Annotated in this window: 12 protein-coding genes; 8 read left to right on the forward strand and 4 right to left on the reverse strand. The window is 69.3% G+C overall.

Annotated features, from left to right (window positions below; genetic code table 11):
• The first annotated feature begins 6 nt into the window (after positions 1 to 6).
• Positions 7 to 729, forward strand: a complete 723-nt coding sequence (locus tag FR943_RS17140) for an adenosylcobinamide-GDP ribazoletransferase (protein ID WP_217159339.1) — start codon at positions 7 to 9, stop codon at positions 727 to 729.
• Positions 730 to 1,050: 321 nt separating this feature from the next.
• Here FR943_RS17140 and FR943_RS17145 read toward each other — a convergent pair whose 3' ends face one another.
• Together FR943_RS17145 and gcvT are read right to left on the reverse strand one after the other, a co-directional pair.
• Positions 1,051 to 2,157 carry a branched-chain amino acid aminotransferase gene (locus FR943_RS17145; RefSeq protein WP_217159341.1) on the reverse strand — a complete coding sequence of 369 codons (1,107 nt, stop codon included), beginning with the start codon at positions 2,155 to 2,157 and terminating at the stop codon, positions 1,051 to 1,053.
• Positions 2,158 to 2,211: 54 nt separating this feature from the next.
• Positions 2,212 to 3,309 carry a glycine cleavage system aminomethyltransferase GcvT gene (gene gcvT, locus FR943_RS17150; protein WP_217159342.1) on the reverse strand — a complete coding sequence of 366 codons (1,098 nt, stop codon included), beginning with the start codon at positions 3,307 to 3,309 and terminating at the stop codon, positions 2,212 to 2,214.
• 66 nt (positions 3,310 to 3,375) lie between these two features.
• Here gcvT and FR943_RS17155 point away from each other — a divergent pair, with 66 nt between their 5' ends.
• The 3 genes from FR943_RS17155 to FR943_RS17165 are packed head-to-tail and all read left to right on the forward strand — an operon-like array spanning position 3,376 to position 6,931.
• Positions 3,376 to 4,458: an adenylate/guanylate cyclase domain-containing protein gene (locus FR943_RS17155; protein ID WP_217159344.1), complete on the forward strand. Its 1,083-nt coding sequence runs from the start codon at positions 3,376 to 3,378 to the stop codon at positions 4,456 to 4,458.
• A gap of 10 nt (positions 4,459 to 4,468) precedes the next feature.
• Positions 4,469 to 5,983, forward strand: a complete 1,515-nt coding sequence (locus FR943_RS17160; protein ID WP_217159346.1) for a leucyl aminopeptidase — start codon at positions 4,469 to 4,471, stop codon at positions 5,981 to 5,983.
• Between the two features lie 18 nt (positions 5,984 to 6,001).
• Entirely contained in the window at positions 6,002 to 6,931 is a 930-nt protein-coding gene (locus tag FR943_RS17165) for a lytic transglycosylase domain-containing protein (protein ID WP_217159348.1), read from the forward strand.
• A gap of 21 nt (positions 6,932 to 6,952) precedes the next feature.
• On the opposite strand, the gene FR943_RS17170 is transcribed toward FR943_RS17165, so the two are convergent.
• The gene (locus FR943_RS17170; RefSeq protein WP_217159350.1) at positions 6,953 to 8,689 is read right to left on the reverse strand and encodes an SDR family oxidoreductase; all 1,737 of its coding nucleotides are present in this window, start codon (positions 8,687 to 8,689) and stop codon (positions 6,953 to 6,955) included.
• A 69-nt stretch (positions 8,690 to 8,758) separates the two neighbouring features.
• A complete protein-coding gene (locus tag FR943_RS17175) occupies positions 8,759 to 9,112 on the reverse strand; it encodes an oxidoreductase (RefSeq protein ID WP_217159352.1) in 354 nt (117 codons plus the stop codon).
• A 216-nt stretch (positions 9,113 to 9,328) separates the two neighbouring features.
• On the opposite strand from FR943_RS17175, the gene sucB reads away from it, so the two are divergent.
• From sucB to lipA, 4 genes are read left to right on the forward strand one after another with little or no spacing between them, the layout of a single operon-like run.
• The gene (sucB, locus tag FR943_RS17180; protein ID WP_217159354.1) at positions 9,329 to 11,071 is read left to right on the forward strand and encodes a 2-oxoglutarate dehydrogenase, E2 component, dihydrolipoamide succinyltransferase; all 1,743 of its coding nucleotides are present in this window, start codon (positions 9,329 to 9,331) and stop codon (positions 11,069 to 11,071) included.
• A 25-nt stretch (positions 11,072 to 11,096) separates the two neighbouring features.
• Positions 11,097 to 12,005, forward strand: a complete 909-nt coding sequence (locus tag FR943_RS17185) for a TIGR01777 family oxidoreductase (protein WP_217159356.1) — start codon at positions 11,097 to 11,099, stop codon at positions 12,003 to 12,005.
• Positions 12,006 to 12,021: 16 nt separating this feature from the next.
• Positions 12,022 to 12,696 (forward strand): lipoyl(octanoyl) transferase LipB, encoded by a 675-nt coding sequence (gene lipB / locus FR943_RS17190; RefSeq protein ID WP_217159358.1) that lies wholly within the window; start codon positions 12,022 to 12,024, stop codon positions 12,694 to 12,696.
• A 4-nt stretch (positions 12,697 to 12,700) separates the two neighbouring features.
• Positions 12,701 to 13,645, forward strand: coding sequence for a lipoyl synthase (gene lipA, locus FR943_RS17195; protein WP_217159360.1), 945 nt, complete (start codon positions 12,701 to 12,703; stop codon positions 13,643 to 13,645).
• Positions 13,646 to 13,647: the final 2 nt, after the last annotated feature.

Here is a 13,647-nt window from a genome sequence, read left to right on the forward strand (position 1 = left end):
CGTGGAATGTCTGCACTCGGAGGGGCTTTCGCCTTCGGCACCGTGCTGCCGGTGCGGTCCTCCGTCGGCATCGGACGAGGCGCGCTCACGGCCCTGCCGCTGGTGGGACTGGCGCTTTCGGCGCTGGCCGCCGCTGTGGTGGCCGGTGGCCAGTGGGCGTTCGGTGACGACAACGCGCTGCCCGGTCTGCTGGCGGTGGCCGTACTTCTGCTGGCCACCCGCGGACTGCACATCGACGGGTTCTGCGACACCGTCGACGGGTTGGGGTGTTACGGCCCGCCGGAGCGGGCGCTGGCGGTCATGCGTGACGGATCGGCCGGACCGTTCGGCGTCGCCGCGGTGATCGTGGTGATCGGTTGTCAGGCAATGACTTTCGCACGACTCGACGCGGTGGCGATCGTTGTCGCCGTCACCGCAGGCCGGGTGGCGGCGGTGACCGCGTGCCGACGTTCGGTGCCCGCGGCCGCGGGTAGTTCACTGGGGGCCGCGGTGGCGGGGACCCAGCCGCTCACCGTGGTGGCGGCCTGGGTGGTCGCCGTCGCCGCGCTGGCCGCCTGGGCCGGGCCCCGGATGTGGCAGGGCCCGGTGGTGGTCCTGGTCGCGGTGGGTTGCTCAGTTGTGCTGGTGGCCCACTGCGTGCGCCGGTTCGGCGGCATCACCGGCGACGTGCTCGGCGCCGCGATCGAGGTGACGACGACGCTGACGGCGCTGGGCCTGGCGATCGGCTGACGCTCCGGGTGCCCGGCTTGGCATATTTGGCCGGGCGCCGGTTGCTCACGGACGCCGGTTGCTCAGGTTGCCCAACTGCCAGTTGCCAGTTGCTGAGGTTGCCCAGCTGCCAGTTTGTCACGCCAGAGTGGCGCTCGGCACCGACAGCCACTCTGGCGTGACAGAGCGTCGTCGGCAATCGCGACACCACACTCCGCTGCCGCTCCAGCGTGACGCTCGCGGTCGAGAGCCACTCTGGCGTGACAACGCGACAACCCGGCGACAGACCAGACAACCCGGCGACGGACCCGTCACGCGCAGCGGGCAGGCCCTGGCGATCGGCTAGTTGAGCCGCGCCATCCAGCCGTGGGTATCGGCGAAGGTGCCCCGCTGAATACCGGTCAGGGTGTCGCGCAGGGCCATGGTGATCTCGCCCGGCTTCCCGTCGGCGATGGTGAACTCGCCGTCTGCATATTTCACGTGGGACACCGGGGTGATGACCGCGGCGGTACCGCAGGCAAACACCTCGGTGATCTCGCCGGCCGCGGCCTTCTTCTGCCATTCATCGACGTCGATCTTGCGTTCCTCGACCGCGAAGCCGGCGTCGGTGGCCAACTGCAGCAAGGAGTCTCGCGTGATACCCGGCAACAGCGAGCCCGACAGCTCGGGCGTCACGAGCCGGGCCGAACCGCCGCTGCCGAACACGAAGAACAGGTTCATCCCGCCCATCTCTTCGACGTAGCGACGCTCGATCGCGTCGAGCCAGACGACCTGATCGCAGCCGTTGTCGGCGGCTTGCGCCTGTGCCAGCAGCGAGGCCGCATAGTTGCCGCCGAACTTGGCCGCGCCGGTACCGCCGGGTGAGGCCCGCACATACTCGTGCGACAGCCACACGCTGACCGGCTTGATGCCGCCCTTGAAGTACGCGCCGGCCGGTGAACCGATCACCAGGTAGCGGTATTCGTTGGCCGGCCGCACCCCAAGCCCGGGTTCGGTGGCGATCATGAACGGCCGCAGGTACAGCGATTCCTCGCCGCCGGCCGCCGGCACCCATGACTCGTCGACCGCGATGAGTTGGCGCAGCGATTCAATGAACGCGTCCTCGGGCAGTTCGGGCATCGCCAGCCGACGGCAGGAGGCCCGCAGCCGCGCCGCGTTGGCCTCGGGCCGGAACGACACGATCGAACCGTCTGCCCAGCGGTAGGCCTTGAGCCCTTCGAACACTTCCTGCGCGTAGTGCAGCACGATGGCCGAGGGGTCGAGCTCCAGCGGCCCGTACGGGATCACCCGCGGGTCGTGCCAACCCTGGCCGTCGGTGTAGTCGATGGCCACCATGTGGTCGGTGTGGAACTTGCCGAAACCCGGGTTGGCCAGAATGGATTCGCGTACCGCATCGGTCGCCGGATTCGTATTGCCTGAAACCGTGAACTCGAGATGGCCGCTAGTCATGCAGCGATTGTATCGCCCGGGTGCCAGCGATTTCCCCCCGCGGGAGCGGGGGCCTCAGCGGGTGTGCGCGGCCACGAACGGCGGCTTGACCACTTCGCATTCGACGGCACGGCCACGCACGTCGACGCTCACCCGCTGACCGTCGGCGACGTCGTGCGCGGTGTCGATGAGCGCCAACGCGACACCGGCTTTCAGCGTGGGTGAGAAGGTCCCCGACGTCGTGGTGCCGATCCGGGTGTCCCCGTCGAGCACCGCGAGATCGGCACGCAGCACGCCGCGGCCGATGGCTTTGAGCCCGCGCAGCAACCGGTTCGGCCCGGCGTCTTTCTCGGCCAGCAACGCCTCGCGCCCCCAGAACGCGTCCTTGCGCCACCCGATCGCCCAACCGCAGCGGGCCTGCAGCGGCGAGATGTCCAGCGCCAGCTCGTGACCGTGCAGCGGGTAGCCCATCTCGGTGCGCAGGGTGTCGCGGGCGCCCAGCCCCGCGGGCTCGCCCCCCGCCGCGCGCACGGCGCTCACCAGCGCGTCGAACACCTGGCCCGCGCGGTCCCAGGCCGGCAGAAGCTCGTAGCCGTGCTCGCCGGTGTAGCCGGTGCGGCACACCCGGACCGGGACGCCTTGGTACTCGGCGTCCGCGTAACCCATGTAGTCCATGTCGGTGGGCAGCCCTAGTGCGCCGAGCACCTCGGCGGACTTGGGCCCCTGCACCGCCAGCACCGCGTAGGAGCGGTGCTCGTCGGTGATGGTCAGCCCGTCGGGGGCGTGCTTCTGCAGCTCGGCGACCACCGCCGCGGTGTTGACGGCGTTGGGCACCAGGAAGATCTCGTCGTCGGAGACGTAGTAGGCGATCAGGTCGTCAATCACGCCGCCCGACTCCGTGCAGCACAGGGTGTACTGCGCCTTTCCGGGTCCGATCCGGTTCAGGTCGTTGGTGAGTGCGGAGTTGACGTAGGCCGCCGCGCCGGGGCCTTTGACCAGTGCCTTTCCGAGGTGGCTGACGTCGAAAAGGCCGACGGCCGCGCGGGTGGCGTTGTGCTCGGCGACGGTCCCGGCGTAGGACACCGGCATCAGCCATCCACCGAACTCGGCGAAACTGGCTCCCAGCTCGCGATGGCGGTCTTCCAACGGTCCGTGCAGCAGGTCGTCACTCACGACCCCACCCTAATCTGCAAGCCTGAACTGCTCCCCTGATCGGGGCGGCGAAGCCACACTTGTCTGGTGGTCGATTTCGATGCGCTGGCGGCCGCCGGCATCCCCGACGCACGGGAGCGGGCTCCGCTCATCGAGTACCTGGACTCGCTCGGGTTCACCACCGAGCAGATGGTCGAGGCAGAGTCCCGCGGCCGGTTGTTCGGGCTGGCCGGCGATGTCCTGCAGTGGTCCGGGCCACCGGAGTACTGCCTGGCCGATGTGGCCGCCGAGCTCGATGTGCCGCTGGCCGACGTGCAGCGCGCCTGGGCCGCACTGGGCCTGACCGTGGCCGACTGCGAGGTGAAAACCCTGAGCCACGCCGACCTGGAGACCTTGCGGACCTGGGCCGAGCTGCGGCTTCTGGTCGGCGAGGCCGAGGCTACCGGTCTGCTGCGCGTGATCGGTTCGGGTATGGCTCGGTTGGCCGAAGCGTTGTTCACGATGAGCCGCGCCAGCACGCCCGACCTCCGTCTCGACCTCACCCATGACGAGCTCACCACCGCCAAGGCCTACCGGGCGGCCGCGGGGTTCATCCCGCGGATCGGCTCGATGATCGATGCCGTTCACCGCCACCATGTGATGAGTGCGCGCCGTTACTTCGAGCACGTGCTCCCAGAGGGTTCGTCGGATACGTTGTGCGGCATCGGTTTTGCTGATCTCTCGGGGTTCACGGCGCTGACCCAGATGTTGACCACCGACGAATTGTCGGCCTTGCTCAACGAGTTCAGCGCCACCAGCACCGGGATCGTGCACGCCGCCGGGTGCCGCGTGGTGAAGTTCATCGGGGACGCCATCATGTGGGTCGGCTCCGAACCCGCCGAGCTGGTGCAGGTGGCCGTCGATCTGGTGACCCATCCCCGGGCCGCCGAGACCAGCCTGCAGGTGCGGGCCGGTCTCGATTTCGGCGAGGTGCTGGCCATCGGCGGCGATTATTTCGGCAATCCGGTGAATCGGGCGGCGCGCCTCGTCGGCGCCGCCGAACCCAGCCAGATCCTGGTTTCCGAGCCGCTGCGTGAGCTGCTCGACGGACGGGCGTTCAGCGCACCTCGCTCTCTCACCCTGAAGGGTTTCACCGCACCTGTCACGGCATACCCGCTGTCCGGACTTTAAGGTGAAACGGGTGAGCAGCGAACCCGGCTACCAGGCCCCCACCGTCACCGTCAGCTCGTCGTTGCCCCGCAAGGGGGTCGACGAGGCCGTCCTGGTCATCGGCGTCGTCAGTGACGACGCCGGCCCCAAGGTGGCGGCCGTCCAGCCTTACCTCGACGAGGAGGCGATCGCCGCCGTCGAATCTCACCTGCAGGCGCTGGGCGCCACCGGCGGCGAGGGCCAGACGCATCGGCTGGTTGTCTCCTCTCTCCCGGTGGCCAGCGTGCTGACCGTCGGCCTGGGCAAGCCGCGCGAGGAGTGGCCCGCCGACGTGATCCGGCGGGCCGCGGGTAGCGCCGCGCGGGCCCTGGACAAGGTGGGCACGGTGGTGACCACCTTGTCGGCGATCGATCTGGAAGCCGCCGTCGAGGGGCTGATCCTGGGTGCCTACCGGTTCAACGACTTCCGCAGCGCCAAGACCGCGCCCACCGACACCGGGCTGACCGCGATCACCGCGCTGACCGCCGGCACCACCGCGGCCACCAAGGGGCAGGCTGGTCGCGCGGTGGACATCGCGACGGCGGTCGCCACCGCCCGCGATTTCGTCAACACCCCGCCCAGCCACCTGTTCCCCGACGAATTCGCCGAGCGGGCAAAGGCTTTGGGTGCGGCCGCCGGGCTTGAGGTCGAGGTGTTCGACGACAAGGCCCTGGCCGAGGGCGGCTACGGCGGCATCGTGGGTGTCGGCAAGGGATCCTCGCGCCCGCCGCGACTGGTCCGGTTGATCCACCGGGGTTCAGGCAAGAAGCCCAAACGCGTCGCGCTCGTCGGGAAGGGCATCACGTTCGACACCGGGGGCATCTCGATCAAGCCGGCCGCCAACATGCACCACATGACCTCGGACATGGGCGGGGCGGCGGCCGTCATCGCCACCGTGGTACTGGCCGCCAAACAGAAGCTGCCCATCGAGGTGATCGCCACCGTGCCGATGGCCGAGAACATGCCGTCGGCGACCGCCCAGCGCCCCGGGGATGTGCTGACCCAGTACGGCGGTATCACCGTGGAGGTGCTCAACACCGATGCCGAGGGTCGGCTGATCCTGGCCGACGCCATCGTGCGGGCCTGCGAGGACGAGCCCGATTATCTGATCGAGACCTCGACGCTGACCGGAGCGCAGACGGTGGCGTTGGGGTCACGCACGCCGGGCGTGATGGGCAGCGACGAGTTTCGTGATCGGGTCGCCACGCTGTCGCAGGCGGTCGGCGAAAACGGTTGGGCCATGCCGCTGCCCGAGGAGCTGAAGGACGATCTCAAGTCCACGGTGGCCGATCTGGCCAACGTCAGCGGGTCGCGCTACGCCGGGATGCTGGTGGCGGGCACGTATCTGCGCGAGTTCGTCGCGGACGGGGTCGAGTGGACGCACATCGATATTGCCGCCCCCGCGTACAACACCAGTGGGCCATGGGGTTACACGCCCAAGGGCGGCACCGGTGTGCCGACGCGGACGATGTTCGCGGTGCTGGAAGATATCGCCGCGAACGGCTGAAAAGTGCGCCGGGCCAACGTGAACAGGACGACGAGAATCTCGGCTCTCGCAGTCTCGTTCGCGTTGGGCCTCGGTGGCTGTTCGGGATCGTCGGAAGCGCCGCCGGCCGCGGCCCCGGGCCCGGCCTCGACGACGGCGCCGCCGCCGGCGGCCGGCCCGCCGAGCACCCCGGCCGGCGCGCAGCCACGCCTGGCCGCGGATCCGGTCACGCTGGCCGATGAGCTGGTTGCCGACGAGCGGACCCTGCGTGACCCGGCCACCCCCCAGGAGGCGTTGGCGCGGGCCGCGCGTCGTCAGCAGGTGGCCTACCGCGCGATCGGCCGTCATCCCGAGTGGGACGGCATCGTCCGGCCGCGTATCCCTGTCGAACTGGTGGCGTTCTACGACCGCAATATCGAGGCCCGGCGTGAGCTGGCCGCGCTGGCCGAGCCTCGCGACGTGCTGCCGGCGTGGCGCATCAACCCGCCACCTCCGATGGAGGTGTTACTCGAGGCCTACCGTGACGCCGAAGCGGCTTCGGGTGTGGGCTGGAACTACCTCGCCGCGATCAACCTGATCGAGACCCACTTCGGCAGCGTGACCGGTGCCAGCTCGGCCGGTGCGCAGGGGCCGATGCAGTTCATGCCCTCGACCTTCGCCGCCTATGGAGCGGGCGGCGATATCAACTCACCTCGGGACAGCATCATGGCGGCCGGTCGTCATCTGGCCGCCAACGGATTTGCCGACGATCGCGATCACGCCCTGTTCCGGTACAACAACGCCGACGCGTACGTGCGTGCGGTCAACGCCTACGCTGCCGCACTGGCAGACGATCCGGCGGCGTTCGGTGTGTTCTACCGCTGGGACGTCTACTACGTGTCGACGGCCGGTGACGTGCTGTTGCCGGTCGGATACGCCGCCGAGGCGCCGATACCGGTGGCCGACTACCTCGCGGCACATCCGCAGTAGGGGCCACCGCTGGTGGCGGTACTACAGCGAGCCCGAGCGCGCCACCCGACGCAGCGCTGAGGGCACCAGACGTGAAATCCCGTAGGCGGCATAGGCTTCCGGGGTGACCGGGCGGATCGCCTTGTTCTTCACGACGGCGGCCACGATGGCCTTGGCCACCTTGTCGGGCCCGTAGCGTCGCGCCGCGAAGGCCTTCTTGGTCGCCGCCCGCACCTGCTCCGCCCGGTCCTGCTGCTCGACGGGCAGGTCGAAGTGCGTGGTGTCGATGATGTTCGTGTCGATCACCCCGGGGCAGATCGTGGTCAAACCGACTCCGGCCGAGTCCAATTCGGCGCGCAGACAATCGGAGAACATGAACACGGCGGCCTTGCTGGTGGAGTAGGCGTTCATCGATCCGGATGGCGAGTAGGCGGCCATCGAGGCGACGTTCACGATGTGGCCGCCGGTGCCGCGGTCGACGAGCCGGCGGGCAAATGACCGGCAGCAGTTGACCACTCCGCCGAAATTCACGTCGAGCACGCGGTCGTACTGCTCGGCCGGGGTGTCGAGAAACTTGCCGCCGTGGCCGATCCCGGCGTTGTTGACCACCACGTCGGGTACCCCGTGGGTGTCGCAGACCCGTTCGACGAAGGCCTCCACCGCGTCGGCGTCGGCCACGTCGAGCTGATAGGAATGCGCGATGCCGCCGCGGGCGGCGATCTCGTCGGCAGTGGCCTTGGCCGCGGCCTCGTCCAGGTCGCTCACCACGAGTTCGGCCCCCTGCGCGGCAAACTCCAGCGCGGTGGCCCGGCCGATGCCGCTGCCCGCACCGGTCACCGAAACCAGTGTGTCACTGAAGGGTTCGCGCTGACGTCCGACCTGTGCGCGGCGCAGCCCGCGGGCCGCCGGTGCCCCTTCGATGTGGTCGATCAGCTCGGCAGTGGCGGTGGCGATGGCGCGCCAGTGCGAGAACGGGGCCCAATGCCCGGCCTTGAGGTCGCGGCGCCACAGCAGCGGCACCCACCTGGCCTCGTCCTCGTAGCCGTGTCCTCGCACCACCGGATCGTGGTCGTTGCAGATCAACTGCACCGGGACGGTCACATAGTGATCGCCGCGTACCCGGGTCAGCGATCGAATCGCGTTGGCGCGGTAGATCTTCAGTCCGTTCGCCGCGTCCGTGTCGAGGGTGTCCGACTGAAACTTGGGGCCGCGGGTGTCGATGGCCTGCAGCCGGCGGGCCGCGCCGGCCCGCATCAGCGCCGGCGCGATCACCGGCACCGAGAACGGGATCCAGTAGCTGAATCGCGAGGCCAGGTTCACCGCCTTGGCGAAGCGGATGGGCCGGTACGGTCGGGCCAGCCGGCCGCGGATGAAGGATCCGTAGTGGTCGGTGCTGGGTCCCGACACCGAGGTGAACGACGCCACGCGGTCGGCGGCTTCGGGCCGACTCAGGTACTCCCACACCCCCACCGAGCCCCAGTCGTGGGCCAGCACGTGCACGGGAGCCCCGGGGCTCACCGCCTCGATCACCGCCGAGAGGTCGTCGGCGAACTGGTCCATCCGGTACGCGGCGACGCGCTTGGGCACATCCGAGGCGCCGGCGCCGCGGTTGTCGTAGCGCACGATGTGGAAGCGCTCCCCCAGTTCGCCCGTCACCCCGTTCCACAACACGTGCGAGTCCGGCCAGCCGTGCGCCATCACGAGGGTGGGACGCTGCCGGTCCCCTTGTTCGTATACCGCGATCCGGGTTCCGTCCGCGCTGACGACGAAACTCTGCATAGTCCACACCCTCCACCGAGTACGTGTAACGAAGAGTATCCAATACCGGGGGTATCGGATGCTGTGACTCTAACGGTCGTCGAGCTCGGCGCGCATCGCGCGTTGGCGTTCGATGCGTCGCCGCGCGTCGTAGTCGCGCATCCGTTGCGGGTAGCCGACCTTCTGCACGTCGTACACCGGCACCTGTAACCGATCGCTGAGGCGACGGGCGCCCGCCTCCCCGCCGGCGCGACGCCGGGTCCATTCCCCATCGGCGGCAACGAGGACGACGGTCACGTCGGTCACCGTGGTCCGGGGTTCGACGAACGCTTCGACACCGGCGTGGTCGGCCACCCAGCGCTGCAGATACTGCAGATCGGCGGCCGCGTCGCCGCCGGATCGGCGCATCGACCTGCCCCGGCGAAACGAATCGAACAGCCCCAACGGAACGCTCTCCTTCGCTCTCGGCAACGGTGATGCACTGGAATCAAACCCCTCACCCGATAGTGCCAGAGCGAGCGGCAACCCTGAGTGTGTGCGAGTGGTGCTGCAGTGACAGGATGGTTCCGACAATCCACCTAGGTGCCGTACCCGGTGCACCCAGCTGTGGTAAGCCAGAGTTCGAGTCGTCACAAGTGACCGTCCGAGGAGTCAATACACATGGCCATCTCCGTCCAGATGCCCGCACTAGGTGAGAGTGTCACCGAGGGGACCGTCACTCGCTGGCTTAAACAGGAGGGCGACACCGTCGAAGTCGACGAGCCGTTGCTGGAGGTGTCCACCGACAAGGTCGACACCGAAATCCCGTCGCCGGCAGCCGGTGTGTTGACGAAGATCGTCGCGCAAGAGGACGACACGGTCGAAATCGGCGGCGAGCTCGCGGTCATCGGCGAGGCCGGCGAACAAGCCGCGGCCGCACCGGCCCCTCAGTCCGCCCCCGAGCCCGAACCCGAGCCGGCTCCGGCCGAGTCGGCGCCCGAGCCCGCCGCCGCGGCACCAGCTCCGGCTCCGGCAGCCGAGCCTCCCGCGGCCGCATCGTCGGGCTCGGCCACCTCGGTCGTGATGCCCGAGTTGGGTGAGTCGGTCACCGAGGGCACCGTGACCCGCTGGCTCAAGAACGTCGGCGACTCCGTCGGCGTGGACGAGCCGCTCGTCGAGGTGTCCACCGACAAGGTCGACACCGAGATCCCCTCCCCGGTGGCCGGCACCCTGCTGTCGATCACCGCGCAGGAAGACGACACCGTGGAGGTCGGCGGCGAGCTGGCCAAGATCGGCGACGCCGCCGCTGCCCCGGCGCCTGCGGCCCCCACCCCGGCTCCCGAACCGAAGCCGGAGCCCAAGCCCGAGCCAAAGCCCGAGCCCGCCGCGGCCAAGCCCGCACCCGCACCTGCCGCCAAGCCGGCACCCGCACCTGCACCCGCGGCTGAGGCCGCACCGGCAGCCTCCGACGGCTCCCCGTACGTCACCCCGCTGGTGCGAAAGTTGGCTGCGGAGAACGGTGTTGACCTGGCGACCGTGAAGGGCACCGGGGTCGGCGGACGCATCCGCAAGCAGGATGTGCTCGCCGCGGCCGAGGCGGCAAAGGCACAGCAGGCTCCTCCTGCCGCTCCCGCCGCGGCACCAGCGGCCCCCGCGCCCGCCGCCGCAGCTCCGGCCGCGCCGGCCCCCGCGCTGGCGCATCTGCGGGGAACCACGCAGAAGGCCAACCGGATTCGCCAGATCACGGCGAAGAAAACGCGCGAATCCCTGCAGGCGACGGCGCAGCTGACCCAGACCCACGAGGTCGACATGACCAAGATCGTGGCGTTGCGCGCCCGGGCGAAGGCGGACTTCGCCGAGCGCGAGGGCGTCAACCTCACCTATCTGCCGTTCATCGCCCGCGCCGTCATCGACGCGCTCAAGATCCACCCGAACGTCAACGCCAGCTACAACGAGGACACCAAGGAGATCACGTACTACGACGCCGAGCACCTGGGCTTCGCGGTCGACACCGACCAGGGTCTGCTGTCCCCGGTGGTGCACAACGCCGGCGACCTGTCCCTGGGCGGGTTGGCGCGGGCGATCTCCGACATCGCGGCCCGGGCCCGTTCGGGCAACCTCAAGCCCGACGAGTTGTCCGGCGGCACGTTCACCATCACCAACATCGGCAGCCAGGGCGCGCTGTTCGACACCCCGATCCTGGTGCCGCCGCAGGCGGCGATGCTGGGCACCGGGGCGATCGTCAAGCGGCCGCGGGTCATTTCCGACGACTACGGCAACGAGTCGATCGGCGTGCGCTCGGTGTGCTACCTGCCACTCACCTACGACCATCGGCTGATCGACGGCGCCGACGCCGGCCGGTTCGTGACCACCATCAAGCGCAGGCTCGAAGAAGGTGCATTCGAGGCTGACCTCGGGCTGTAAGGGCCGTTAGGAGGGGTTCCCCACCGTGGCGGATGCCGTCATCGCGATAGCGGGATCATCCGGTCTGATCGGCTCGGCGCTGGTAACGGCGCTGCGCGCGGCCGATCACCGGGTCATCCGGATCGTGCGCAGGGCACCATCGAACGGCGACGAGCTGTTCTGGAACCCCGACACCGGGGAATTCGACGCCGGTGCGCTGCGCGACGTGGACGCGGTGGTGAACCTGTGCGGTGTCGGGCTCAGCGACAAGCGCTGGTCGGGAGCGTTCAAACAGGGTCTGCGCGACAGCCGGATCGGTCCCACCGAGGTGCTGGCCGGTGCGGTGGCCGAGGCCGGGGTGCCCGTGCTGGTCAACGCCAGCGCGGTCGGCTACTACGGCGACACCCGGGACCGGGTGACCGACGAGACCGCGCCCGAGGGGCGAGGGTTCCTGGCCGGTTTGTGCGCGGACTGGGAGGCGGCCACGGCCACCGCCGTCGCGGCCGGATCCCGGGTGGTGCTGATGCGCACCGGCCTGGTGATGGCGCCGTCCGGCGGGATGGTGAACCGGCTCAAGCCGTTGTTCTCCCTCGGTCTGGGTGCCCGGTTGGGCAACGGCCGGCAGTACCTGCCGTGGATCAGCCTGGAGGACGAGGTCCGCGCCGTGCGGTTCGCGATGTCGACCGAAGGCCTGTCCGGGCCGGTCAACTTCACCGGCCCGGCCCCGGTGACCAATGCCGAGTTCACCGCGGCGCTGGGCCGGGCCGTCAACCGGCCCACCCCGGTGATCGTGCCGGGTTTCGCGCTGCGGGCACTGCTCGGCGAGATCGCCGACGAAGGTCTGCTGGTGGGCCAGCGGGCGATCCCCGCCGCGCTGGAACGCGCCGGTTTCGCCTTCCACCACAACACCGTCGGTGAGGCCCTGGCCTACGCCACCGCCCCCAAAGACCTGTGACCAGTACTGTCGAACTGTGACATCCATCCGCTCAGCCGCCGCACCCGTGGAGATCCGGCGCCTGGGCACGATCGATTACGCAGCCGCCTGGGAACTCCAGCGCGAGATCGCCGACGCCCGGGTGGCCGGTGGGCCCGACACCCTGCTGCTGCAGCAGCATCCGGCGGTCTACACCGCGGGCAAGCGCACCGAGCCACACGAGCGCCCGGTGGACGGCACCCCCGTCGTCGACACTGACCGGGGCGGCAAGATCACCTGGCACGGTCCCGGTCAGCTCGTGGGGTATCCCATCGTCGGGCTCACCGAGCCGTTGGATGTGGTGAATTTCGTTCGGCGCCTTGAGGAAGCACTCATCACGGTGTGCGCGGGCCTGGGTCTGCCGACCGGCCGGGTCGAGGGACGCTCCGGAGTGTGGGTCGGCGCCGATGAGCTCCGGCCCGCCCGCAAGGTCGGTGCGATCGGCATCCGGGTGGCGAGGGCGACGACACTGCACGGCTTCGCACTGAACTGTGACTGCGATCTGTCGGCTTTCTCGTCGATCGTGCCGTGCGGGATCGCGGATGCGGGTGTCACGTCGCTGACGGCCGAACTCGGTCACCGCATCACCGTCGAAGACGTCACCGACCGGGTCGCCGCCGCGGTGTGTGACGCGCTGGACGGACGTCTCGAGGTAGCGCTGAACGTAGGATGAACTCGTGACTGTTGTTCCAGAAGGCCGGAAGCTGCTGCGTTTGGAAGTGCGCAACGCGCAGACGCCTATCGAACGCAAGCCACCGTGGATCAAGACCCGGGCCAAGATGGGCCCGGAGTACACCGAGCTCAAGGGCCTGGTGCGGCGCGAGGGCCTGCACACGGTGTGCGAGGAGGCCGGCTGCCCCAACATCTTCGAATGCTGGGAGGACCGGGAGGCCACGTTCCTGATCGGCGGTGAGCAGTGCACCCGGCGCTGCGACTTCTGTCAGATCGACACCGGCAAGCCGGCCGAGCTCGACCGCGACGAACCACGGCGGGTCGCCGAGAGCGTGCAGGCGATGGGTCTGCGCTACTCGACGGTGACCGGCGTGGCCCGCGACGATCTGCCCGACGGCGGCGCCTGGTTGTATGCCGAAACCGTTCGCTACATCAAGCGGCTCAACCCGAACACCGGCGTGGAGCTGTTGGCACCGGACTTCAACGGTATCTCGGCCCAGCTGGAGGAAGTGTTCGAGTCGCGCCCAGAAGTGTTCGCGCACAACGTCGAAACGGTGCCGCGCATCTTCAAGCGGATCCGCCCGGCGTTCCGGTACGACCGCAGCCTGGCGGTGCTCACCGCGGCCCGCAACTTCGGGCTGGTCACCAAATCGAACCTGATCCTGGGCATGGGTGAGACGATCGACGAGGTGCGGACCGCGCTGTGCGATCTGCACGACGCCGGTTGCGACATCGTCACGATCACCCAGTACCTGCGGCCTTCGCCGCGTCATCACCCGGTCGAACGCTGGGTCCATCCCGACGAATTCGTCGAGCTGTCGAGCTACGCCGAGGGCCTGGGATTCGCCGGGGTGCTGGCCGGTCCGCTGGTGCGGTCGTCCTACCGTGCGGGCCGGCTCTATGCGCAGGCCGCGCGGGTTCGGTTCGCCGATCAGCCCCCCGTATCCTGAAG

The organism is [Mycobacterium] fortunisiensis (assembly GCF_019050325.1).
In the GTDB taxonomy this organism is placed as follows: domain Bacteria; phylum Actinomycetota; class Actinomycetes; order Mycobacteriales; family Mycobacteriaceae; genus Mycobacterium; species Mycobacterium fortunisiensis.